The sequence below is a fragment of the Nostoc sp. genome (assembly GCF_036916985.1).
Classification (GTDB): Bacteria; Cyanobacteriota; Cyanobacteriia; order Cyanobacteriales; family Nostocaceae; genus Nostoc.
Window position 1 is genome coordinate 152,234 of sequence record NZ_JBALFD010000079.1, and the last position, 22,467, is coordinate 174,700.

Sequence of the window (22,467 nt, forward strand, 5' to 3'; positions counted from 1 at the left end):
AGAAGTTGTTAGAAATTCAAACTACTATGACTAAGTTTATCTTTGTTACTGGAGGCGTTGTTTCCAGTATTGGTAAGGGCATTGTAGCAGCAAGTCTAGGGCGTTTGCTCAAGTCGCGCGAATATTCGGTGTCGATTCTCAAACTCGACCCTTATATTAATATCGATCCTGGTACGATGAGTCCCTTTCAACATGGGGAAGTATTCGTTACCCAGGATGGGGCTGAGACAGATTTAGACTTGGGTCATTACGAACGCTTTACCGATACCTCAATGTCGCGGTTGAACTGTGTCACTACTGGCTCAATTTACCAGGCAGTCATCAATAAAGAGCGGCGCGGAGACTACAATGGCGGTACTGTCCAGGTAATTCCTCATATTACCAATGAAATTAAAGACCGGATTCTACGAGTTGCTAAAAGTACAAATCCCTCTGTAGTAATTACAGAAATCGGCGGGACGGTGGGAGATATTGAATCACTACCGTTTTTGGAAGCAATTCGCCAGTTCCGTAAAGAGGTGGGACGGCAGAATGTGCTGTATATGCATGTAACGCTGGTACCGTGGATTGCCTCAGCGGGTGAGATGAAAACTAAGCCGACACAACATTCAGTTAAAGAACTGAGATCCATTGGTATTCAACCAGATATTTTAGTTTGTCGGAGCGATCGCCCTTTACCCAAAGGATTAAAACAGAAATTGTCGGGATCTTGCGATGTCCCGGAAGAATGCGTCATCACTTCCCAAGATGCCAAAAGTATCTATGAAGTACCGCTAAATCTAGAACGCGAAGGAATGGCAGAACAAGTGCTGAACTTGCTGCAAATGGAACAACGTAAACCAGATTTGACGCAGTGGCAAACCCTGGTACAACGTTTACATAGTCCCAAGCACGAGGTAGAAATTGCCATTGTTGGGAAATATGTACAGTTAAGTGATGCCTACCTATCTGTAGTAGAAGCCCTGAACCATGCGGCAATCTCCACTTATGGCAAACTGCGTCTGCGTTGGATAAATTCAGAAGATTTGGAAACTGAATCAGCTGAAACTCATCTTCAGGGTGTCGATGGCATAGTTGTGCCAGGAGGTTTCGGGGTTCGGGGAGTCGATGGCAAAATTGCCGCCATTAAATACGCGCGCGATCGCCAAATCCCCTTTTTGGGTTTATGCCTGGGTATGCAATGTTCTGTGATTGAATGGGCCAGAAACGTAGGGGAATTAACAGGTGCAAACAGTGCTGAATTTGACCCCTATACAATTGATCCCGTAATTAATTTATTGCCAGGACAGCAAGAAGTAGTGGATTTAGGGGGTACAATGCGCTTAGGACTATACCCTTGTCGTGTTCTCCCTGATACTTTAGCTTTCAAGCTCTATCAAGAAGATGTGATTTATGAACGACATCGACATCGATATGAGTTCAACAATGATTACCGCGATTTGTTGTTAAAGTCCGGCTATGTGATTAGTGGTACTTCTCCTGATGGACGCTTAGTTGAAATTGTGGAATTACCCAAGCACCCATTCTTTCTTGCTTGTCAATTTCATCCAGAATTTCAATCACGCCCCAGTACCCCTCATCCCTTATTTAAAGGATTCATTCAAACAGCGATCGCTCTTTCTCTTTCTACATCTGGTACACCAACACCATTGGAGGTGTCATAAAAATTCAAAATTCAAAATGACGCTCGCAGACTCGCTCTAAGCGAAGCCATGCCGAAGGCTTTACGCTGCGCTAACAAAATTAATTGCAACATTAACTTAGGGCTTCAGTAGATTTGGACATCCAGGGTGCATCATTCGTAAATTTCGGACTTGAGGAGATGTTGTGGCGTACTGGGTGAAAATCCTTTACGAGAGGAAAGAATATGTGGTGAATTTTGAGCGTGTCCATGCTTTTTGTTATGAACTCAATGGCAGGGTGACTTTTTGGCTACCCGATAGTGCCATTCCTATAGTGATTAACCCGCAAAGTAATTTGGAAGATTATCAAAAGATTTTTGATTATTTAGAATGTGTGACAGGATTAGAATTAGATCATGCCCACTGGGTAAGAATAAATTACGAAAAAAATGAATATGTAATTAATCTCAACTGTATCAGTTCCTTTTGTCATGAACCGAACGGTAGGATAACTTTTTGGTTGCCAGATGGCACTATTCCCATCATCATCAACCCTGTGAGTAATCCTGAATCTTATGAAAAAGTCGTGAAATACGTTCAGAAAGCAACAGGATATTCTTTGTCTTAGTGTGAACGAAGAACTTACTCTTGCTAAACTTTTAACTAAAGATAACGAAGTTAGCAATAAAGGCACGAGGAAAGATTCAATGAATACTGTTGTTCTGAATCTAGAACCGATTGCTCATTTAACCGATGAGCAGTTTTATCAATTGTGTGTTGCCAATAGCGATTTAAGCCTGGAAATGAATGCAGCCGGAGAATTAATTATTATGCCACCAGTAGGAGGAGAAAGCGGAAACCAAGAAGCTGGACTAATTACCGATTTAGAAATCTGGAATCGTCAAGCCAAATTAGGGAAAGTTTTTAGTTCTTCAACTATCTTTATACTTCCAAATGGTGCAAAACGTTCTCCTGATGCGGCTTGGGTAAAGTTAGAACGGTGGGAAGCTTTAACACTAGAACAACGAAAAAAATTTCCGCCACTTGTACCCGATTTTGCAATTGAATTACGTTCCGAGACAGATCGGCTTGCACCTATCCAAGCGAAAATGCAGGAATACATAGAAAATGGTTTGCGTTTGGGTTGGCTAATTAATCCTCAAGATAAGCAAGTGGAAATTTACCGACTCGAAAAAGCTGTAGAAGTTATGCAAATGCCGGCGATTCTTTCTGGAGAAGATATATTACCTGGATTTGAGTTGCAAGTATAGGTAGATGATAAGCCTCAATCCCTAATTCTCAGTGGGTAAAAGCACAATTAATTCTCCAAGGCGCTTCAATATAGTGAGTACTTGGTGCAGTTCTGAATCACGTTCAATTGATAGCGCATCAGATCGGGCATACCAAGGATGTTCTTGTTGAGTAAATTTGACAAAAACAAATTCTCTCCCGTTGATTAGTAAACCAAAAGTTGGTTGTGCAGGATTTGGCCGATCAAGCATATAAGCGAGTGCTTGAGGTAGGGCTGTCATCACATCAAATTTACTGCTTTTAGATTCGATGACAAGTACCCAAAAACGTTTTTGGATAACAAGAACATCAATGTTTCCTTTAACGAGAAAGCTTTCGTCTTCGGCAGAAATCTCCACAGAAGTCTCGGTTTCAATCTCAAAAGGAGGTTGATAAAACCCAGCTAAATCGAGTAGAGGAGATAGCACTACCATCTTTACCGCCTCTTCTGACATCAGACGGTGCTTATTCAAGTTTAAATAGTTGCTTTTGACTCGTGCGATTGCTTGCTTTTCACTATCTGCCAGAGTTGGTAAATTTTCTGTCCATTCTGGAAAGAAATTAATATCTGTGGCAAGTTGCAAACCAAATTTTTCTTCTAATTCGTAAAGACTTATATCTCTCGCTGGGATTGTTTGAACCATAATCTAACATTCCGAATAGCGTTGCCATGCCAACTTTGCTGCACCTACCATCCCTGCAAAATTGCCTAACTCCGCTGGCAATATTTGTAAATCCACTCGTGATAAAGGCTGCACTCGCTTCTCAATTTCTGCCTTTACACCTGGTAAGAAAAACTCAAAGCTACCACTGATACCGCCACCAATCACGATCGCTTGCGGTGTGAGTACATAAATCAAACTGGTCAAACCAATTCCCAAGTATTTACCATACTCTTGCCAAAAAGTCAATGCTGTACCATCTCCTTGTTGGGCAAGAAAACCTAATTCAATGGGTTCTTTAAGAGTGCGACGGCGAATTGCAGTCGCACAGGCATATTGTTCCAAAGAGCCGTGATTGCCACTATTACAGATTGGGCCATCAGGATTTAATGAAATTAAACCCAATTCGCCGGCGGCTCCTTGATGTCCAATAAATAGTTTGCCATCGAGGATAATTGCGCCACCAACCCCAGTACCTAAAGTTAGCAGAATCAGATTTTGAAAGTGGCGACCGGCTCCCAGCCAAGCTTCTCCCAAAAGAGCGCAATTAGCATCGTTAGCGATCGCCGTCGGTTTGCCAATTTTAGCTTCTAACCAATCTGCTAAAGGCACGTCGATCCATCCAGGCAAGTTAATGGCGATTTTAGCAATACGTCCTGCGGCATCTGATGGGCCAGGAGTACCAACACCAATCGCAACAGCTTGATTATCTGGATCAATTTGTGCGATCGCATCTACCATCACCGCCAGCACCGCCTCCGGCGTTGTCGGCTGGGGAGATGCCACAGTCAAAGATAAGAGACAAGTACCATCATCTGCAAAACGCCCCAGCTTAATTGCTGTTCCCCCGACATCAATGCCAATTACTTGAGAACTCACCACTTTAAAACCTCACACCAAGCCTTTGCGTACCCTCTGCGCTTACCTCTGCGCCCCTCTGCGTTTAAATTTCACCCCTCAATTCGCCATTATTTTCCGCAAGTCTGTACTTAGCCTCTTAGCGCCAAAAAATTCTAATCTAAATTTTCTATTCTATTGAGTGCGAGTCGTTTTCACCACCGATATTAAGACGCTGGGTTTTCAACTCCACTCTTTGTAGATTAGCAACAGTTGTGGTACGAAAACTCGATTGCTCCTGCCAAGCTGTAATGGGCGCACCTCTTAAGATACCAGCAAGAGCAACGGAAAGGATAAACCCGCCAGTAGCGGCAGCAATTAACGTTAGATTATCTTTCATACAAATCTCTCTATTGTTTATTTGTCCTTTGTCCGTTGTCATTTGTCTTTTGCTAATGACTAATGACTAATGACCAATGACTACTTTCGGATTCTATTTTCTCTTCGTAATCGGGGATTGACAAATTCATTTAACCCCTCACCAAGTAGTGATAACCCTACCACCATAAATGTCATCGTCAAACCAGGGAAAAGTGTAGTCCACCAAATGCCAGTAGGTAGAGCTTCTAGGGCTTGTTTTAAATCATGTCCCCATTCTGCCACCTCTTCGGGAAGCCCTAGCCCCAAAAAGCCCAAACCGCCCAACACCAAAATCGCATCAGCGGCGTTGAGTGTAAATAGAACGGGTACGCTTTGAATGACGTTGAAAAACAGATAACGAGAAAGCACAACCCAAGTAGAAGCGCCCATTGCTTGAGCAGCTTCGATGAATACTTCCGTTTTCACGCTGACGGTGTGGTTGCGAACAACGCGGTAATATTGGGGGATGTAGGCAATGCTAATAGCGATCGCTGCATTTAATATCCCACGCCCCACCACAAACGCCAGTGTCACAGACAGCAGTAGCCCTGGTAGAGTGTAGATGCTATCCATAATGAACAGCAACACTTTATCCAATTTCCCGCCAAGATAACCACTCAGCATCCCCAAAGGCACACCGATAATCATACTCAGCGCCGTTGCCAAAATCACCACCTGCAAAGCAGCTTGAGCGCCGAACAATGTCCGGGAGAACACATCATAACCCAGGCGACTAGTACCAAACCAATGTTTAGCTGAGGGTGGCTCGTGAATTGGATTAGAGAGAAAATCTTTCGGGTTTTGCAGCCATCCCCAAGCCTGCAATACGGGAGCGAAGAATGCCAGGAAGATGAAAAATAGGGTAATGGCTAACCCGATGAGCATGAGTTTTTGGGAAAGATTGGGACTTTTGCCAAACTCTAAAAATGTCGGTAGTCGCCGTTTTGTAATGGCCATAAAGCGATCGCCTGGAGCAAAGCTTGATACGCTGACCATTTTACATATTAGATCGGGGATTGCGTAAACATCCTCAATAAAAGTCCGACTAATTTACGATAAATACAGAGCTAGACTAGGCTGTTGACTTTGTGGGTTTTTGAGTGATATTTTTCATACAATAATTATGTGGCAGGAAGAAGAAAGGTACAAACCTTGTGCCTTGTTGTGGGCAAAAATGAACGAGACTGAAACCCTCCTGCCTCCTGCCTTATCCCAACGACAAATATTGACACCCACCTACTTACGACAAAAATGTTAATAATCAAATCACCACATTAGAGTTCAATTAACTTGAAGCCCCAAGGTTTGAGAGCTGCTAGAGCTAGTTCTGGATCTACACCTTCATAAGCTTCCCATTCCAAGGGGTGTTCTTTAGGATGTCCGTCGCCAACATTGCCTGCAACTTTGATTATCGGACAGTTGGCGATGCGATCGCGCTCCAACCCTCTTGGAATTGCGAGTTCGATTTTGTGCCCGATAAACTTCGCTGTACTATCATTAGCTACAGATTCACGGATTAAACAAATATCACCCGCAGTCCCCCAAGTAGTTTGGTAAATGTAGAGAAACGATATATAGGTTGCTGGTTTGATGGATCTTTTTAGAACGTGCATTATCTGTAATCCTTATACTATTGAGTCAAAAATCATAAATGATATAAGTATTTTCTATCACGTTCGTAGGGAAGAATGTTCTTAACTTACATTTTGCACCTAGCCAGGCGATTAGAAACCGCCTGGTGGAAGATGCGAAACTCAAAAGACGATAATTGCCCACATACTAACTCCCAACCCAATCGCTGCTAGGTGTTGCCAAAGGAGCGCTTTTGCTGGTTGCTTTGCAATTTTTTGCGTTAATAATATAGTCATTAACACTGAGAAAATGATCGTTGTACCTTGCAAAAAGGCAATTACTGCTGGATGAGCAACCAATATTGGCAGTTGTTCACCACCCATACCAAAGGTAGCAAAGGTAACAGGTAAAATTCGCCCGCCTTCGCCTAAGCCCAAGCGCAGATAGTGAGCCAAGTTTCCCCCCAATACCAATGGTAAGTAGCCATAAGCAAGTTCTACAAATTTTCGAGGCTTACGGTTAAAATTTAACACTTGGAGCAAGCCATAGGCGGCAAAGGTAAAAATCGCTGGGATAATTAACACTAGCAACGATAATCCCAAATGCTGCCAAAACTGAGTTAAATCCACTTGTAACCCCAACCAAGACAGCAATTCTGGCAAGCGATGCAGATATATACCACCCAACAGCAAAAATAGTAATGCTACTTCATAGGTGCGGGGTACATGAGTTGTCCACAGTTCAATTCCAGGAGGACGCAAGTTGAATTCAACAGAACGATGGGGACAGGCTTTGAGGCAAGTCATGCACAGTACGCAATCTCGGTTATCTTCTAACTGCGCTGGGTGAGAGTATAAGGGACATCCATTCGTTTCCAGCCCTTCGCCCTTTTGCGGGCCACCTTTATAGCACTGATAGGTGGTGCAACTGGCAGAACAAATACCTTGCTGTGCCCGGAGTTCCGTCATGGAAAGTTTGGCAAATAAACCATTCATCCCGCCGATGGGACAGAGATAACGACACCAAAACCGCCGCTCAAAAAGAGCCGAGAAAATCATCGCCCCGGCGGTAATCAACAGCAGCAAACAAGCGCTAAGGTAGGCAGTATTTTCTAAATGCCAGAGTTCTTCCCATAAGAAAATTAGGGAGAATAACCCAAACATGAACCATCCGCCCCATTTCTCAGCTTGCTCTCTCGGCCAGCGCTTGAGTTTTCGAGGCCACAACCATAAAGATAGCTTTTGGGTAATTTCTCCGTAAATCATGAAAGGACAAACAGAACACCAGATACGACCCAAAAAGGGAAAGAGAAATAAGAAGAAAGGCCACCACCAAGCCCAAAATAGATTTAATACGAAATTGCGATCGCGGGTTTGTGGCCCAATAAATAACACTGCAACAATAATCGCAAAAACCGTTGCAGTCAAACCATAGTTAATGCGATCGGGCCACCAAGGACTACGTAAAAACCGCCGTAAAGGCGGATAGGCATTTAACAGATTCAATCGAAATCGTTTTTTCTTTGTTTCGGCTGGCCAGAAAATTTCTTCTGTTAATTCATTAGCACCCTCCGCTTGCACGATCGCTCTTTCTACGAGATTTTTTAATTCCTTGAGGTTGCCAGGAAAATCATAAGATTGTAGGCGACGCAAGGCTTCGGGTGTAATATGCGGTTTAGAAACGCCTCTAGATCGAGTGTAGAGACTAGTATAATATTCTACCTGTACCTGAATATCAGCTTTCCGCACCCGTAGCGGTGGGACTTTAATAATGTGACCAACAGAACGTTCAATCGTTGGCTGAGTTTTTTCTGAAACAATCAGAATTCTGGCTTTACTGGGGCGAGGTTGGGCGGCTGGCTCTCCAGAACGACTTGCGGGGGTATATGTCCCAGTTTTGAGCAACTGCGTCACCGGAGGTAATAATTCTTCGGGCAATTCTTGGATGTTGTTGAGAACAAGAGTACCTTCCCCCAACCATTCCAACAATCCTGCTTTACCGCCAGCGCGACCGAATAAATCTGCACCGCTAGTTTGAAGAATCCCACAATTGACTTTAATAATTGGTTCTCGCCGTTTTGGCGAACCAAAGTGGATGAGAGCTGCTATATTGTCTTTTTCTAACCCTGGTTCTCCGAAAATATCCACAGATTTGCGGTCAGCCGCCGCTTCGCGAATTTGCTCCCGTAGCCGCATAGCATAGCGACTTGTACCGACAATTCCCCGTTGCGCTTTGGTAACTAAATAGGGTCGCAAAGCTACGGAACGTTCTTGCTCATAGCTAAGTGCAGATGTTACTTGAGCTAATTCTTGAACCAATTGGCGAGAAAAAGCCTGAGCAATTTCGGGGTATTGGGTGACTAAAGCACGAAATTTAGCAGCAGGTATAACCCATAAATGACATTCTGTCACCGTAGTAATTGTGAATGGAGTTAATTCTTCCAGCAGTAATTGTTTGAGTTCAATCACTGATCCGGGGAGGAATCCACAAGCTAAGGCTGGATTAGTGCTATTGCTTTCGAGTTGACCTTCCACGAGAATATAAAGGGCTTCTGGAGGAGTGCCTTCGCTAACTAAGTCAGTTTCGGCACTCACTACTTGTTCTTCAATTACTTGGGCGATCGCATTTAACACTTCAGGTGAGAGAATCCCTAAACTGGTGCGTTCTTGTAGCCATAAGACCGTTTCTGGAGATGTCATCTTAAATTCTCCGTGTAGGCTGCTGTATAACAAGGATTATCCCTGAGAAGATGTTTTAAAAGTCCGCTTATCGGTATTAAAAGTTGGAGATCCCTCTAAATCCTCCAATAAATTGGGGGACTTTTTGAATTTTGTTAGCGCAGCGTAAAGCCTTCGGCATGGCTTCGCTTAGAGCGAGTCATCGAGCGTCATTTTGAATTTTGAATTGTTAATCCGGTTCCCTACATACTATTCTTGAGTTGGAAGTAGTTTAATATAAAAGTGCGGCAAGAATCTATGCTCTCATAAGTGATGAAGTCAGTTGCAACGACCCCTTTAGCCGAGTTTCTCTCTCAACCTAACATTGAGGCTTCCCCCGCATGGGAGTTAATTAACGGGCAAGTGCTGGAAAAACCAATGCCAACCCTTTTCCACTCGCGGCTACAACGTAATTTAGTAAACTACATAAATAGTCATACCGAGCAGTTTGAAGCTGTACAAGAACTGCGTTGTATTATACCTCCCTACTCCCCAGTACCAGATATTTCCGTTATAGCTTGCGATCGCCTTGACGATAAAGATGACCCTCTAGAGGGAGCGCCTGACTGGTTAATTGAAATTCGCTCTCCTGATCAAAGCACCCTAGACTTGCAAAACAAAATTCTCCACTGTCTCAGCAACGGAACAGAATTAGCTTGGCTAATAGATATAACTCGCCAACAGATTTGGGTATGGCTTGGAGATGATCTACCACTGGTTTGTTCCACAGAAGATATTTTACCAACCTTGGGGGATTTACCGGAGCTTACGGTTAACGCGGTAATGGCTATGACTCGCAGGTAAATACAGAGTTATATTAAGAAGTAAAAAGTAAAAAGTAAAAAGTAAAAAGATAATCCTCATAAATAAATTTAGGGGCTTTAGACCATTTTTCTTATTCTTTCTTTTGCCTTTTAACTTTTTACTTTTGCCTTGTTCGGTAAGAGCATTAAGGGGACAAATTATGGCACTATATCTAGACTCAGCGATCGCATCGGAAGCTGAAGTTGTTAAGCTTTGGGGATGGGTGAAAGGCATTACCACAAATCCCACGCTGTTGTCTCAAAGCGATACCCCACCAGAAACCACGCTCAAAAAATTGGTCGCCTTGACAAATGGCCCGTTATACTATCAACTTGTGGCATCTGATAAAGCTGGGATGATAGCTGAAGGTAGAAAAGCTTTCGAGATTATTGGTTCACAAACAATTTTGAAAATTCCCGCAACACCGTTAGGTTTTGAAGTGGTGGCGAGTCTATCACCAGAAATTACCTGTTCGGTGACAGCGATTTATAGTGCAGCACAAGCAGCAGTAGCACGGGAAGCAGGTGCTAAAATTGCGATCGCTTATGTAAATCGCGCTACCCGATTGTTAGGCGACGGTATTGCTTTGGTGCGGGATATGGCTAGCATACTCAAAGGTAGTGATACGGAAATCTTGGCAGCTAGTATCAAATCTCCTGAAGAAGCAGCCGCCTCATTGCAAGCCGGGGCGCATCATCTGACTTTACCATTGGCAATGTTGCAGGCGATCGCAACTCATGAATTCTCACAAAAAACTGTTGAAGAATTCGCTAAAGGAGGCATTGGTTTAAGTAATTCGTAATTCGGATGTGTTCAATAAGTGAATTTAGCTAAACTATAAAAATCAAATTTACTCAACATCTCCAGAAATGTGAACACCGCAGGTACTTGCAGGGCATTAGATAAAATTGCAGTTGCAATGACTCTTTCAAGTGGTGCAGGTAAACTGTATACTTGCACCTTTGGAGGAATGGGTACAGCGGCTAAACGAGGCATAATAGCTGCTCTCAATCCTTGATTCACCATACTAACGACTGTGGAATCTTCTTGAATGTCGGTAGCAGTATGGATTGGAATTACTAAAGTCTTCAGGTGGTTGTGAAGAATGCGTCCGCAAGGTGTACAAGGAAGCAAAACTGGCGGATAGGCTGCTATGTCTTCCCAAGTAATTTTCGGACTGGTAATTTTGGTATGTGGTGGTAGTAAAGCTACATATTCATCCCGAAAAATTTCCCAGGTGTCAAATTCTTCACCAGTTGGCAGACAGGTAATACCAATATCGGCACGCCCATCATGCAAACACTGTTCTACATCTGTGAAAGCAGCACACTCTATGATTGTGACAGCAATCTCTGGGAATTGATTGTGAAATTGGGCGATCGCTTTTGGCAATAGATGGGTGGCGACACTCCGAAAAGCCGCAATTCGCACATGACCACCGTGTAAACCTTTATGTAGGTTTGCTTCGTGCTGCATCATTTCTAGATGCTGCATTGCTTGACGTGCATGATATAAAATGCGCTCTCCAGCAGGTGTCAGCACAGCACCGTGACGACCTCTGGCAAATAAAGGCACACCTAATTCTTCTTCTAGAGTGGCGATCGCATGACTAATTGCAGGCTGGGAAAGCTGCAATTCTAAGGCTGCCTCACTAAAGTTACCACGATCTGCTACTGCAACTATGGCTCGGAGTTGGGAGAGTTTCATAGGCAATTGATAAGAACAAGGGTATACACATCCTGACTTTATTGTGGCAAAAAGGTTGTATTAGTGATTTCTCATATCTATAAATGGGATTTATAGAACCTATACAAGCCATGATTTGATTCCTAACTGAGATGTTGTTACTGTTTTACTTACTGAGCAACTTTCAGGAATAATTTTATGAACAATGATATTAGGTGTCTATCAACAGAAGATATAGAAATAAATTGTAGTCCATCATTACAGAAAAAAAATCACTCAAACTTATGGAAATCTCTGCATTTGATTTGGGAAAAATTTGTCGAAAAACTTCTATCAAATCCTAATGAATTACAAGTTTGGCAAAAGGTTGATCGCCAAGGTAATATCTATTGGCAAGCTTACGATCCTGTAACCGGAAAATCTTTTTCTTCGGGTTCTGAAACTGATGTGTCTATGTGGATTGAACAGCTTTATAGGTATTAAAAATATGACGAAACTTACTTTGGTAATCGGCAACAAAAATTATTCATCTTGGTCGCTCCGTCCTTGGTTAGCGATGAAACAATTCGGTTTGGAATTCAATGAAATTCGGATTCCTCTCTACAAAAACCCAGATTTTTCATCGAAAATTCGGCAATACTCGTCATCAGGAAAAGTACCTGTGTTATTGCACGATACACAATCGGTGTGGGATTCTCTCGCTATTTGTGAATATCTAGCTGAAACCTTTCCGACTCTGCAATGGTGGCCAGAAAATAAGTCTGCAAGAGCATTAGCCCGTTCCATTAGTGCAGAAATGCACTCAGGGTTTCAAAATTTGCGTCAGAATATGCCAATGAATTGTCGTACTAAATACCCTGGGAAAGGTTTAGCATTAGGTGTGCAACAAGACATTGACCGCATTACGAGTATCTGGCAAGAATCACGTCAAAAATTTGGGGCTGGTGGCAATTTTTTGTTTGGCGAGTTCACCATTGCTGATGCGTTTTTTGCTCCAGTTGTTCTGCGGTTTTTAGCCTATGATGTGCAGTTAGATACTGTTTCTAGAGATTATCTTGAGGCAGTTTTGGCACTTCCAGCAATACAAGAGTGGATAAATGCAGCCAAGAATGAAATAGAAATTATTCCCCAATACGAGTTTTAGTAAAATAGTAAATCGCGAGAAGATGAAGGGTAAGAATATTTTAATTCGAGATGTAAATAAAAGAGATATTCCTACAATTATGGACGAAGATCATCAATAAAGTAAAATTATGTCGCTTGGATGTTCAGGCATTACAGTCGGGTTGGCATGACAATACTCAGCCTGTAAGAAAAGAACTCTCAGTTTAAAAATCAATTTTCATCTTGAGAGAGATTCCGCCCACTCGGTTGATTATCTCACTGCCACGGACGACTTCAAAACCACATCGTTTATATAAACCAAAAGTTAGGGTAATCTACTCAGTGGTGTTGCTAAACCGTCAATGCTGACAAGATTTTTTTGCTGTTGATATTCTCGAACTCCCTCTTCGCCTTTTTTACTAGCCCAGTTTACTAAAGTTTGGCGTTGACCTTGATATTCATAGAGTGGTATACCAAAACCACAGGAGGTCTGGATTTTTTCAATGTCAGCGACGATAATTTGACGAGTTCCAGGTATCGGCAAAAAAAGAGAATACAGCGAGTCCCAGTCTGGAGAACTCGGTAAAATCGTGGTTCCTTGACCATAAAGACGCAGGATACACGGAGGTTCTTGAAAAGCACAAAACATGAAGGTTATCCGCCCATTTTCTTGCAAATGGGCTGATGTTTCGTTACCACTGCCTGTAAGGTCTAAGTAACCTACTCGGTTGGGAGAGAGGATGCGAAAGCAGTTAAAACCTTTAGGGGAAAGGTTAACATGACCTGTAGGACTCAAAGGTGCAGAACCAACAAAAAAAAGGTGTTGGGCAGCAATAAAGTCTTGTAGTTCCTTAGTGATACAGTCAAACAATTTAGACATAGACTGCCTGAATTTATATTTACAAATTTCTCATGTTCTCAGCCTATGTCTTAGCTAAGAATCTAGCAAGGACTAATTGTCGATGTGTGGGGAATGGGGAAAAGTGTTATTGTCTGATGTATCGACTAGCCATTTGGATCGCATCAGCGATATCGACATCACCATCGCCATCAGCATCCAAGAAGGAATTCAATACAGGATTTCCGCTAGCTTGGGGATTCTGGGTATTAGCACCTGATTGTAGAAAATTTAGTACCAAAGGTACGGCTAAAGGCAGCAATTGTTGAACTATACCAGCATCTAATCCAGTGCGTTGGGCAGCAACTTCAGCTACCTGCTGTTGTATCTGAGGAGAAAATAGCGAATCGACGGCTTCGGGGTTGGGAAAAGTACCAGCATATTGACTCACTAGATTTTGTGCGGCTTCATTACCATCTGTAGCTTGCTTGTCTTGTAGAGTAGAACGCACTTGACCACCGACGATTGACAAAACTGATTGGATGGTAGAAGGGTCTGCACCTGTGCTTTGGCTCAATTGCTGTACAGTATTAATAATACTTCCCAGTTGACCTAAACTGCCCTGTTGATTGGGATTAGTGACAGCACCAAGAATTTGATCGAAAAGTCCCATAAGTTGTTTCTCTCTTTGTTCTCAAAAACCTTGCCAAAACTGGTTTGGAGTTTTTTATGTACACTGACTTTTATGAGTATACTAAAAGATTAGAACACTTAAAATTTCAAAAGCTACTAGCTCAAGGATGAGAAATCGGTAAAGCGATACTTGCGGTGGGTAAAGTGATACCTACGGTGGGCAAAGCCACCGCAAACTCTGTTCCTCGATTTAACTCAGATTGGCAGGTAATTTTACCCTGATGTTTTTCTACCACAATTTGATATGCGATCGCTAGCCCCAAACCGGTACCAATGCCTCGCGGTTTGGTTGTAAAAAATGTTTCAAATATCTTTTTCTGATTTTCTGGTGAAATACCAGAGCCGTTGTCTGCTATTCGCACGATCGCTAAATCATCCTGACAGCATTCTGTAATAATAGCAATTTCAGCTAAAAATTCGGGATTCTCAGCCAATTTTTCCTCTAAGGCATCAATGGCATTGCTAAGAAGATTCATAAATACCTGATAAAGTAAACCTGTATAGCCTGGAATCGCTGGAATCTCTCCATAGTTGCGAATCAGGTTAATCCCATTCTTCAGGCGATTATTGAGAATCAACAGTGTACTATCTAAACAAGCATGTAGGTCTACTAACTGCGCTTCACCATCATCTAAACGAGAGAAATCTTTCAAACTCCGCACAATTTCTCGTGTGCGGTCAGCGCCAACTTTCATTGAGTTGAAGAGTTTTGGTAAATCTCCTTCCAAAAACTCCAAATCAATTTCTTCTGCTAGTGTTTGTATAGTTGCGGAAGGGTGAGGAACTTCGGTTTTATATGTTTGCAGTAAGGTTAATAGGTCGTCAGTATAGATTTTTGCGTGTACAAGGTTGCCAGAAATGAAATTTATCGGATTATTAATTTCGTGGGCCACACCAGCAAGCATCCTTCCTAAACTAGACATTTTTTCACTTTGAATCAGTCTGATTTGGGACTCGGCTTGCTGTTCTTCTAAAAGGTGCTTCACCTGTTGGATAAGTTGATTAAGGGAGCTAGTTAAAGCCCCTACTTCATCTTGTGTAATTACAGGTGCTTGCAAGTCAAAATTAGCTTCTTGGGTAACTTTTTGGGCAATATTTGTCACCGCATTGATGGGATAGGCGATGATTTTACTTGTGTAGAAAGCTAAGATAGCTGCGAGCGCCACTGACATCAGCATACTAGCAATAATAATCTGAGTTTGAATCAACGCAGCCTTTTTTTGGGCTAGATCAGCCTGCCCTTGGCGTTTTTGAAGTGTTTTAGCAAAGTCGGCTAACTCATGGGCAAACTGATAAAACTTGAGAGCATCCTGACTTTGGCTGAATGTCGAGATTAATTGCTGTGCTTTTATCGCTCCCTCTGGCTGTAAACTTAATGGCAAAATTTTCCGAATCAGCCCCCTGAGTTGTTCAAAATATTCAGTTATTGGGCTGTTATGTTTTGTGAGGAGAGCTTGTAAATCTCTTTGCGAATTAGTTTGACTAAATTCCTGTACTTGAGAAAGCAACGTTTCAGCTTCCGCTAGATCGCTTTTAAAATTAGAAACTCCCCTTTGCAAAGCTTGCGGCTGCTGCAAAAAAGACACTATTTCTTGTTTGTGGATCTGTATTTCCAACAGTTTGCCTTGCAGACCACTTAACAAGCTTCCTTCTTCGTCTACCAAGTTCATCTGTTGTCTAGCTTGTTGAAAATAGCGATCGCCTATTACCAACCCCGCCGTTGTTCCTAAAACTGCAATTCCCAAAGCTAGCCCGTACCCACAGAAAATTTTTTGCCGAATACTAAGCCGGTGGAATTTTTGTTTAACCCAGTTAAAGTATCTTAATTCAGGTGTCGCAATCATGGTAAAACTCGCTGTTGAATTTTTTCAGTCGGTGTTTTTTCATCAAAAACAAGAAATCCAGCCGCAAGTCAGTGAGAACACATCTGATACAAAATGCGCTCTTAGTTTATCAAAAGTTGCTTTTTTCTACCCTAGCGAAAAATACTGAATTTATGAAGATTACAAGTATCTACTTACTGAATTGACTCGCTGCGTCTCTCTTTGGCAGATGACTCGCTCTCAGCGATCGCGTAGATTGCTGTAAAACATTTTCCATCATCAAACCAGATTTATAGATTTAGATAGTAGAGAAACAACAAATTTCTAGTAAAAAATGACCTTTAATTCCTGGGTTATCCGTCCCCAAACAAATCCTCAAGCCAACTTGCGTTTATTCTGCTTCCCTTATGCTGGTGGTAGCTCGGCAATTTTTCGTACATGGCCTAATAATCTACCTAGTAACGTTGAAGTCTGTGCTGTGGAATATCCAGGACGGGGAAAACAGATTAATTCAGCACCATTTACGCGATTAGAACTTCTTGTTGAAGCGATCGCTCCAGTTCTCATCCCATATTTAGATAAGCCATTCGCCTTTTTCGGTTATAGTATGGGCGGATTAGTTAGCTTCGAGTTAACTCATCTACTTCGCTCTCAGTATAGTCTTGCTCCTTTTCACCTCTTCATATCTGCTCGTCGCGCCCCACAAATCCAATTCACAAAACCACTTCTCCACCTCCTATCAGACCATGATTTGCAGGACGAACTACGCAAGCTGAACGGTACACCCAAAGCAGTACTAGAGAGCGCAGAACTGATGGAAATTTTCCTCCCGATTTTACGGGCAGATTTTGCCATTCTGGAAACTTATATTTATACTCAAAAACAGCCATTGGAATGTCCTATTACTGTTTTTGGTGGTTTGCAAGATCAAGAAGTTAGTCATGAGGCTCTGCAAGCATGGCGAGAGCAAACAATCGCTGCTTTCTCGTTACATGAGTTCAACAGCGATCACTTTTTTATCCATTCACATCAACAATTATTATTGAAACTTATATCTCAAGAATTACAAATGCGTCAGCGTAGCTCGTAGTAGACATCATACGAAGAAACAGTTATAGGGGTTCCCATTCAGATGAGGTACAACATTACATCGCAAGGTGTAGGGGCATGCCTGCCCCTACGGGTGTACTTTACTAGGTCGGGAAACGCTATGGGAGTCAGAATAGAGAATTTTTTTGACTCTCTAAACTTTTTATACAGCTGTAATTAGTTAAAATCTTATTCCCAGTTGCCCGTTAAAGCCACGAATAGAATTGTAACCAGCACCAACAAAAACGTTATCTGTAGCACCTACCTGAACGCCGCCTGAAACTGCAACACCTTTATCCTCAGAATAAAGTCCAACTCCTACATAGGGTGAAATTACAGGCAAACTGATAAATTTTAAAACATCTACTCCTGTAGCACCATCAGGGCCAGTTCCTACTTCAACCCCAAAATTTAAAGCTCTAGCTCCTACAGCATAAGTTATATCACCATCTTTTCCACCCACTGAAACCCAAGGTTGTGGTATGAGTTGAGCCGATGCTTTACCTGGAGCAAATAAAGCTAACAAACTGATGGATGTAAGTAATATTTTAGTAATAACCGCTGTTTTCACGTTCTTCTCCTCCACTAACTGGTACATCTTAATTGTTTTCTCACAACTATCTTTGCTTGAGGATTGCTGTTAAATAGGTTTTGTGATGGCTAATCGTGACGCATTGAAAGTCATTCGAGTGCCCAATGAGTGCAAGCACCATACTCAGTGCTGAGTGCTGAGTAGCGAGTGATGGAGATGAAGGAGAAATAACTCCTGCTCCCTGCTCCCTGCCTTATCCCAATGACAAATATTGACGGCCATCTACTTAACCCTATTCAAAAGTAGACACATCTCGCAGCAAATTCGGAATTTCCCCTTGAGATATAGGAAACTCTAGTAAGGTTTCTCTAAGACCCAAATACCCAGATTCCGCAAACGACAAAAGCATTCGTGACAGCGCTAGCCAAACTTCCGGTTCATATTCCCAATCACGATAACGCGAAGCTTGACCAGCAATTGAACGTAGCGCCCAAAAATAAGAGTTCCGCACTACCGAACCACCCTTCTTAAACTCTGGTAAATCTTCGTGGTGGATCAAAAGTATTTTATTTTCAATTCTGGCTCGCATAGCAATTTTAGATTTTAGATTTTAGATTTTAGATTTTTAGATTAAAAGTAAGTTTTAAGTACTTGGCAAGTGTTGAGCGCATATAAGACTTGTATTTGATTACATGAAAAAACTCAGTACACATGTATTCCCTATTCCCTATTCTCCCTACGCAAGTAAGTTCAGTAATCAAATCGGATTCCTATAGTATCGTGGGCATTTGGCGATCGCTTACCATCTGACGTAGCCAATCGTGAATTCTTATGCTATATTAAGCGTAGTCGTTATGAGTTCGGATATTTTCATGACTAACCCAACTGTAGAAAACTTAGTAATTATCGGTTCTGGGCCAGCAGGCTACACAGCCGCCATCTATGCCGGACGCGCTAACCTGAAACCTGTTGTATTTGAAGGTTTCCAAGCCGGGGGTTTACCTGGTGGGCAATTAATGACAACGACGGAAGTTGAGAACTTTCCAGGATTTCCCCAAGGGATTACTGGGCCGGAATTGATGGATCAGATGAAGGCGCAGGCGGAGCGCTGGGGGGCTGAACTATATACTGAAGATGTTATATCAGTTGACTTGAGTCAGCGTCCATTTACAGTGCGATCGCAAGAAAGGGAAATAAAAACCAACAGCATTGTCATTGCTACTGGTGCAACAGCAAAGCGTTTAGGTTTACCCAGCGAACATGAATTTTGGAGTCGGGGTATTTCCGCTTGTGCAATTTGCGATGGTGCAACACCAATTTTTCATGGTGCAGAATTAGCTGTGATTGGTGCTGGCGACTCGGCGGCGGAAGAGTCAATTTACCTCACCAAATACGGTTCTAAGGTAAATATGTTAGTACGCACCGATAAAATGCGGGCTTCTAAAGCCATGCAAGATAGGGTTTTGAGCAACCCAAAAATCCAAGTGCATTGGAATACAGAAGCCGTGGATATCTTCGGTAACGGCCACATGGAAGGGGTGAAAATTCGCAATACTAAAACTGGTGAAGAGAGCCAACTGCACGCTAAGGGTTTATTCTACGCCGTTGGTCACACTCCCAATACCTCTTTATTTAAAGGGCAATTAGAACTGGATGAGGTAGGTTACGTTGTCACCAAACACGGTACTGTGGAAACTAGTGTAGAAGGCGTTTTTGCTGCTGGCGACGTACAAGATCATGAGTTTCGGCAAGCAATTACGGCTGCGGGTACTGGTTGTATGGCGGCGATGTTAGCAGAACGCTGGTTATCTTCCAGTGGCTTGATTCAAGAATTCCATCAACAGCCAGAAACAGCAGATAACGAATTAGAACATCAGCCAGCTAAAAAGACTGAAGCCGAGGAAGAAGCGGGATTTAACTTAGATGGGACACGCCATGAGGGAGGTTATGCTTTACGGAAATTGTTCCATGAAAGCGATCGCTTACTCCTTGTTAAATATGTCTCTCCTGGTTGTGGCCCTTGTCATACCCTGAAGCCAATTTTAAATAAAGTGGTGGATGAATTTGACAGCAAAATTCACTTTGTAGAAATTGATATCGACAAAGACCGAGATATTGCTGAAAATGCTGGTGTGACAGGAACGCCAACAGTTCAATTGTTCAAAAATAAGGAACTGGTGAAGGAAGTCAAAGGCGTGAAGCAAAAGAGCGAATACCGCCAGTTGATTGAAAGTAATCTTTAGGGAATGGGGAATGGGGAATGAGGCATAGGGCATGGGGATGAGGGAGTCGGAAAGAAGCAAGGGAGCAGAGTTTTCTCCTCCGCCCCCTGCCCCCTGCCTTTCTTTTTATCAAATCGGATTGCCAGCGTATCCTAGCAGGGCAAACAAACATTTACAATAGTTCTTTTTTCAGGAATGCTATCAATTGTAAATTCCCCACCATATAATTTCACAATATGCTGAACAATAGCCAACCCTAAGCCAGAGCCTTGTTGTTCCCATGACTTTCGATTAAATTGTACAAAAGCTCCAATTTTATCAATTTCTTCAATTGTCATCCCTTTACCATTATCAATGACATATAAATTAAATTTATTATCTTCCACTGTACTCTTAACTTTAACTTCGCTACTTGGGAAAGAAAATTTAAAAGAATTCTCAAGTAATTCTTCAATAAGAATACTTAAATTTTCTTCTGGCAGTTGTACTGTAGATTCTTGGATATCTAGAGTTAAATCTTTTTGCCTACAGTTGTCTGTAGCTTTTTTGAGAGCGACTTCACTAATAATTCTCTCAACAAGACATTTATCTCTTTGTTCTTGAATTTGACGTATTTTTTCAGGATTTTTAGCGATTAATTCCAGATTACTATATAGTAAAAATCTTTTAACTAATTCATTCAAGCGATTAGCAGAGGTGTAAATTAATTCTGCAATTTCGACTTCTTCAGAGCCAGGCATGATGCCACAATTTTCTATTAACAATTGTGACATCCCAAGAATACCATTTAGGGGAGTATTTAGTTCATGAGGTAATGAATGAGCAATATTCATTCTGAGTTCGTCTAGTTTGGCTTGAGCTTGGCGTTCAGTCGAAGCGTGCTTATCAAGACGAGAAGCGATCGCACTGAGTAGTTCTTCAGGAGTAAATGGTTTAGTTAAATAATCATCAGCGCCAAAATCCATCCCTTGGCGAAAATCTGAACGCTCTGCTTTAGCTGTAACAAATATTAAAGGAATATTGGTAGTTGCTTCATTCTGACGCAGAGCAGAAAGCACGCTATAGCCGTCTAACTCAGGCATCATAATATCACAGATAATTAAATCTGGTAATTTTGCTTGAGCAATTTCTAAGCCAATTTTACCGTTTGCAGCTATCAAAGTTTCAAAATCAGAAAGTTGTAAAATTTCCTGAATGTTTACTCTGACTTGGGGTTCATCTTCTATGACTAAAATTGTATTCATCTACGATTAGTAAAAATAAAAATATTATTTTCATTGGTCTAGAATGATCTGAAAATATATATAAAGTTTACCTTTCTTAAAAAGAAAAATTAACTTTTATAATTCCATTCATGGCCAAAGTATTGCCATCTAATCATTGTAGAATTATAGTTTTCCTAGACTAGTACCGCAAGGCGTAATTAAAAATTAAAAATTCAAAATGAATACAACGTAAGCGTTTCATTCATTTTGAATGGTGAGGCAGTCCGGTCTTCTCCCAAAGGGAGCGTCTCGTAGAGAAGGGGGTTCCCCCCATGAGGAACTGCCGTTAGCGAGTCATCGAGCATCAGGGGTGGTTTATTTGCGCCATGCTGTACTAGTTATAACAAATTAATACTTGATATTAGGTTAAATCCTTACATAGTTAGGGATTCAAGAGGAACAAAGTTAAATTTTATTAAATTTTTGATTCTATTTTAGACAAACCCTGTTATGTCAATCGTTTTAGCCGTTTTTTAGTGCTATTTTATCAACCCAACTCTGGGAGAGCCAGAATTATCTACTATTTACTATGGTTCAGCAAATGGAACTTTTGCATTATTTTGGCATTTTCTGGGGTTAATAATGTTTGTAAATTCTTCATTTCATTCAAAAGCAGCATTTCTCTAGCATACTCTTGTTGTAGGATATTCAAATAGCGATCGCGCTCAAAATCCGATTGAGCTTTCTTCAGCATATAGATTGCCATATTGATATTTGAAAGCGGATTACCTAAGTCTTGTAAAAGTTTTTGTAAAACCTCATTGCATATTTCTGCTAGGTGTTGACTTTCTTGTAATTTTTGTGAATTTACTTCTATCTGCTGCTTCAGATTGGCATTTTCTTGATGTACTTGTTCATATTGTTGTTTGATTAAAGTTGGTTTTTCTATCCGAGCCAATCTAATCTTAATTGCCTTCAAAAGTTCTTCTGGAGAGAAAGGTTTTGTCAGGTAATCATCGGCTCCTAACTCCATACCTTGGCGTAAGCCATCACGATCTGCTTTTGCAGTTAGAAAAATTACTGGAATAGATTCAGTTAATGGATCTTGGCGTAAGGCTGTCAGTACACTATAACCATCAAGTTCAGGCATCATAATATCACAACATATCAGGTCTGGTTTTTCTGTTTTAGCAAGTTCTAATCCTTCTAAACCATTATTTGCAGTAATCGCATTAAAATCTGAAAAACTTAAAATCTGTTGGATATTTATAGAAATTTGAATTTCATCTTCAATTACTAATATTTTCTCATTCATTGTTTCTTTAAATAGTGATTTTGACTAGGCAATTTT

Annotated in this window: 23 protein-coding genes; 9 read left to right on the top strand and 14 right to left on the bottom strand. The window is 41.6% G+C overall.

Annotated elements, in window-relative coordinates; all coding sequences use genetic code 11:
* Window positions 1-26 precede the first annotated feature (26 nt).
* The 3 genes from V7L07_RS25715 (at window position 27) to V7L07_RS25725 (ending at window position 2,893) form a co-directional block, all read left to right on the top strand.
* Complete coding sequence (locus V7L07_RS25715; protein ID WP_335061631.1) at window positions 27-1,664, top strand: CTP synthase; 1,638 nt, start codon at window positions 27-29, stop codon at window positions 1,662-1,664.
* A gap of 163 nt (window positions 1,665-1,827) precedes the next feature.
* Window positions 1,828-2,250 (top strand): hypothetical protein, encoded by a 423-nt coding sequence (locus V7L07_RS25720; RefSeq protein WP_334958944.1) that lies wholly within the window; start codon window positions 1,828-1,830, stop codon window positions 2,248-2,250.
* 79 nt (window positions 2,251-2,329) lie between these two features.
* Window positions 2,330-2,893, top strand: coding sequence for a Uma2 family endonuclease (locus tag V7L07_RS25725; protein WP_179067441.1), 564 nt, complete (start codon window positions 2,330-2,332; stop codon window positions 2,891-2,893).
* Window positions 2,894-2,914: 21 nt separating this feature from the next.
* On the opposite strand, the gene V7L07_RS25730 is transcribed toward V7L07_RS25725, so the two are convergent.
* From V7L07_RS25730 to V7L07_RS25755, 6 genes are all read right to left on the bottom strand, one after another.
* Complete coding sequence (locus V7L07_RS25730) at window positions 2,915-3,556, bottom strand: type I restriction endonuclease (protein ID WP_335061632.1); 642 nt, start codon at window positions 3,554-3,556, stop codon at window positions 2,915-2,917.
* A gap of 3 nt (window positions 3,557-3,559) precedes the next feature.
* Window positions 3,560-4,456 (bottom strand): ROK family protein, encoded by an 897-nt coding sequence (locus V7L07_RS25735; protein WP_335061633.1) that lies wholly within the window; start codon window positions 4,454-4,456, stop codon window positions 3,560-3,562.
* Window positions 4,457-4,601: 145 nt separating this feature from the next.
* A complete protein-coding gene (locus V7L07_RS25740; RefSeq protein ID WP_335061634.1) occupies window positions 4,602-4,811 on the bottom strand; it encodes a hypothetical protein in 210 nt (69 codons plus the stop codon).
* A gap of 80 nt (window positions 4,812-4,891) precedes the next feature.
* The gene (locus tag V7L07_RS25745; protein ID WP_179069241.1) at window positions 4,892-5,788 is read right to left on the bottom strand and encodes an ABC transporter permease; all 897 of its coding nucleotides are present in this window, start codon (window positions 5,786-5,788) and stop codon (window positions 4,892-4,894) included.
* A gap of 317 nt (window positions 5,789-6,105) precedes the next feature.
* Window positions 6,106-6,444: a hypothetical protein gene (locus V7L07_RS25750; RefSeq protein ID WP_335061635.1), complete on the bottom strand. Its 339-nt coding sequence runs from the start codon at window positions 6,442-6,444 to the stop codon at window positions 6,106-6,108.
* A gap of 141 nt (window positions 6,445-6,585) precedes the next feature.
* Entirely contained in the window at window positions 6,586-9,102 is a 2,517-nt protein-coding gene (locus V7L07_RS25755) for a sigma 54-interacting transcriptional regulator (protein ID WP_335061636.1), read from the bottom strand.
* A gap of 291 nt (window positions 9,103-9,393) precedes the next feature.
* Between V7L07_RS25755 and V7L07_RS25760 the strand changes: the two genes are divergently transcribed.
* Window positions 9,394-9,924 carry a Uma2 family endonuclease gene (locus V7L07_RS25760; protein WP_335061637.1) on the top strand — a complete coding sequence of 177 codons (531 nt, stop codon included), beginning with the start codon at window positions 9,394-9,396 and terminating at the stop codon, window positions 9,922-9,924.
* Window positions 9,925-10,084: 160 nt separating this feature from the next.
* Window positions 10,085-10,726 carry a transaldolase family protein gene (locus V7L07_RS25765; RefSeq protein WP_335061638.1) on the top strand — a complete coding sequence of 214 codons (642 nt, stop codon included), beginning with the start codon at window positions 10,085-10,087 and terminating at the stop codon, window positions 10,724-10,726.
* Between the two features lie 11 nt (window positions 10,727-10,737).
* On the opposite strand, the gene V7L07_RS25770 is transcribed toward V7L07_RS25765, so the two are convergent.
* A complete protein-coding gene (locus V7L07_RS25770; protein ID WP_335061639.1) occupies window positions 10,738-11,631 on the bottom strand; it encodes a LysR family transcriptional regulator in 894 nt (297 codons plus the stop codon).
* A 177-nt stretch (window positions 11,632-11,808) separates the two neighbouring features.
* Between V7L07_RS25770 and V7L07_RS25775 the strand changes: the two genes are divergently transcribed.
* Together V7L07_RS25775 and V7L07_RS25780 are read left to right on the top strand one after the other, a co-directional pair.
* Complete coding sequence (locus tag V7L07_RS25775) at window positions 11,809-12,093, top strand: hypothetical protein (protein WP_335061640.1); 285 nt, start codon at window positions 11,809-11,811, stop codon at window positions 12,091-12,093.
* Between the two features lie 4 nt (window positions 12,094-12,097).
* Window positions 12,098-12,754: a glutathione S-transferase family protein gene (locus V7L07_RS25780; protein ID WP_335061641.1), complete on the top strand. Its 657-nt coding sequence runs from the start codon at window positions 12,098-12,100 to the stop codon at window positions 12,752-12,754.
* Window positions 12,755-13,039: 285 nt separating this feature from the next.
* Here V7L07_RS25780 and V7L07_RS25785 read toward each other — a convergent pair whose 3' ends face one another.
* The 3 genes from V7L07_RS25785 to V7L07_RS25795 all read right to left on the bottom strand — a co-directional run bounded on the left by V7L07_RS25785 (window position 13,040) and on the right by V7L07_RS25795 (window position 16,089).
* Window positions 13,040-13,594 (bottom strand): pyridoxamine 5'-phosphate oxidase family protein, encoded by a 555-nt coding sequence (locus V7L07_RS25785; protein ID WP_334775281.1) that lies wholly within the window; start codon window positions 13,592-13,594, stop codon window positions 13,040-13,042.
* A 106-nt stretch (window positions 13,595-13,700) separates the two neighbouring features.
* Window positions 13,701-14,225 carry a DUF937 domain-containing protein gene (locus tag V7L07_RS25790; RefSeq protein WP_335061642.1) on the bottom strand — a complete coding sequence of 175 codons (525 nt, stop codon included), beginning with the start codon at window positions 14,223-14,225 and terminating at the stop codon, window positions 13,701-13,703.
* A gap of 121 nt (window positions 14,226-14,346) precedes the next feature.
* Window positions 14,347-16,089, bottom strand: coding sequence for a sensor histidine kinase (locus V7L07_RS25795; RefSeq protein ID WP_335061643.1), 1,743 nt, complete (start codon window positions 16,087-16,089; stop codon window positions 14,347-14,349).
* A 313-nt stretch (window positions 16,090-16,402) separates the two neighbouring features.
* On the opposite strand from V7L07_RS25795, the gene V7L07_RS25800 reads away from it, so the two are divergent.
* Window positions 16,403-17,158, top strand: coding sequence for a thioesterase II family protein (locus V7L07_RS25800; protein WP_335061644.1), 756 nt, complete (start codon window positions 16,403-16,405; stop codon window positions 17,156-17,158).
* A 180-nt stretch (window positions 17,159-17,338) separates the two neighbouring features.
* On the opposite strand, the gene V7L07_RS25805 is transcribed toward V7L07_RS25800, so the two are convergent.
* Together V7L07_RS25805 and V7L07_RS25810 are read right to left on the bottom strand one after the other, a co-directional pair.
* Window positions 17,339-17,728 (bottom strand): hypothetical protein, encoded by a 390-nt coding sequence (locus tag V7L07_RS25805; RefSeq protein ID WP_335061645.1) that lies wholly within the window; start codon window positions 17,726-17,728, stop codon window positions 17,339-17,341.
* Between the two features lie 253 nt (window positions 17,729-17,981).
* A complete protein-coding gene (locus tag V7L07_RS25810) occupies window positions 17,982-18,278 on the bottom strand; it encodes a hypothetical protein (protein WP_179067437.1) in 297 nt (98 codons plus the stop codon).
* 283 nt (window positions 18,279-18,561) lie between these two features.
* Between V7L07_RS25810 and trxB the strand changes: the two genes are divergently transcribed.
* Complete coding sequence (gene trxB, locus V7L07_RS25815; protein WP_335061646.1) at window positions 18,562-19,932, top strand: thioredoxin-disulfide reductase; 1,371 nt, start codon at window positions 18,562-18,564, stop codon at window positions 19,930-19,932.
* A 131-nt stretch (window positions 19,933-20,063) separates the two neighbouring features.
* On the opposite strand, the gene V7L07_RS25820 is transcribed toward trxB, so the two are convergent.
* Together V7L07_RS25820 and V7L07_RS25825 are read right to left on the bottom strand one after the other, a co-directional pair.
* Window positions 20,064-21,155, bottom strand: a complete 1,092-nt coding sequence (locus V7L07_RS25820; RefSeq protein WP_335061648.1) for a hybrid sensor histidine kinase/response regulator — start codon at window positions 21,153-21,155, stop codon at window positions 20,064-20,066.
* Between the two features lie 541 nt (window positions 21,156-21,696).
* A complete protein-coding gene (locus V7L07_RS25825; protein ID WP_335061649.1) occupies window positions 21,697-22,431 on the bottom strand; it encodes a response regulator transcription factor in 735 nt (244 codons plus the stop codon).
* Window positions 22,432-22,467: the final 36 nt, after the last annotated feature.

Bases quoted from the DNA above. Each gene is read 5' to 3' on its own strand.
- trxB (WP_335061646.1), top strand. From the start codon at position 18,562: ATGACTAACCCAACTGTAGAAAACTTAGTAATTATCGGTTCTGGGCCA.
- V7L07_RS25745 (WP_179069241.1), bottom strand. From the start codon at position 5,788: ATGGCCATTACAAAACGGCGACTACCGACATTTTTAGAGTTTGGCAAA.
- V7L07_RS25790 (WP_335061642.1), bottom strand. From the start codon at position 14,225: ATGGGACTTTTCGATCAAATTCTTGGTGCTGTCACTAATCCCAATCAA.
- V7L07_RS25795 (WP_335061643.1), bottom strand. From the start codon at position 16,089: ATGATTGCGACACCTGAATTAAGATACTTTAACTGGGTTAAACAAAAA.
- V7L07_RS25740 (WP_335061634.1), bottom strand. From the start codon at position 4,811: ATGAAAGATAATCTAACGTTAATTGCTGCCGCTACTGGCGGGTTTATC.
- V7L07_RS25770 (WP_335061639.1), bottom strand. From the start codon at position 11,631: ATGAAACTCTCCCAACTCCGAGCCATAGTTGCAGTAGCAGATCGTGGT.
- V7L07_RS25750 (WP_335061635.1), bottom strand. From the start codon at position 6,444: ATGCACGTTCTAAAAAGATCCATCAAACCAGCAACCTATATATCGTTT.
- V7L07_RS25825 (WP_335061649.1), bottom strand. From the start codon at position 22,431: ATGAATGAGAAAATATTAGTAATTGAAGATGAAATTCAAATTTCTATA.
- V7L07_RS25765 (WP_335061638.1), top strand. From the start codon at position 10,085: ATGGCACTATATCTAGACTCAGCGATCGCATCGGAAGCTGAAGTTGTT.
- V7L07_RS25800 (WP_335061644.1), top strand. From the start codon at position 16,403: ATGACCTTTAATTCCTGGGTTATCCGTCCCCAAACAAATCCTCAAGCC.
- V7L07_RS25780 (WP_335061641.1), top strand. From the start codon at position 12,098: ATGACGAAACTTACTTTGGTAATCGGCAACAAAAATTATTCATCTTGG.
- V7L07_RS25820 (WP_335061648.1), bottom strand. From the start codon at position 21,155: ATGAATACAATTTTAGTCATAGAAGATGAACCCCAAGTCAGAGTAAAC.
- V7L07_RS25730 (WP_335061632.1), bottom strand. From the start codon at position 3,556: ATGGTTCAAACAATCCCAGCGAGAGATATAAGTCTTTACGAATTAGAA.
- V7L07_RS25755 (WP_335061636.1), bottom strand. From the start codon at position 9,102: ATGACATCTCCAGAAACGGTCTTATGGCTACAAGAACGCACCAGTTTA.
- V7L07_RS25760 (WP_335061637.1), top strand. From the start codon at position 9,394: ATGAAGTCAGTTGCAACGACCCCTTTAGCCGAGTTTCTCTCTCAACCT.
- V7L07_RS25725 (WP_179067441.1), top strand. From the start codon at position 2,330: ATGAATACTGTTGTTCTGAATCTAGAACCGATTGCTCATTTAACCGAT.
- V7L07_RS25785 (WP_334775281.1), bottom strand. From the start codon at position 13,594: ATGTCTAAATTGTTTGACTGTATCACTAAGGAACTACAAGACTTTATT.
- V7L07_RS25715 (WP_335061631.1), top strand. From the start codon at position 27: ATGACTAAGTTTATCTTTGTTACTGGAGGCGTTGTTTCCAGTATTGGT.
- V7L07_RS25810 (WP_179067437.1), bottom strand. From the start codon at position 18,278: ATGCGAGCCAGAATTGAAAATAAAATACTTTTGATCCACCACGAAGAT.
- V7L07_RS25775 (WP_335061640.1), top strand. From the start codon at position 11,809: ATGAACAATGATATTAGGTGTCTATCAACAGAAGATATAGAAATAAAT.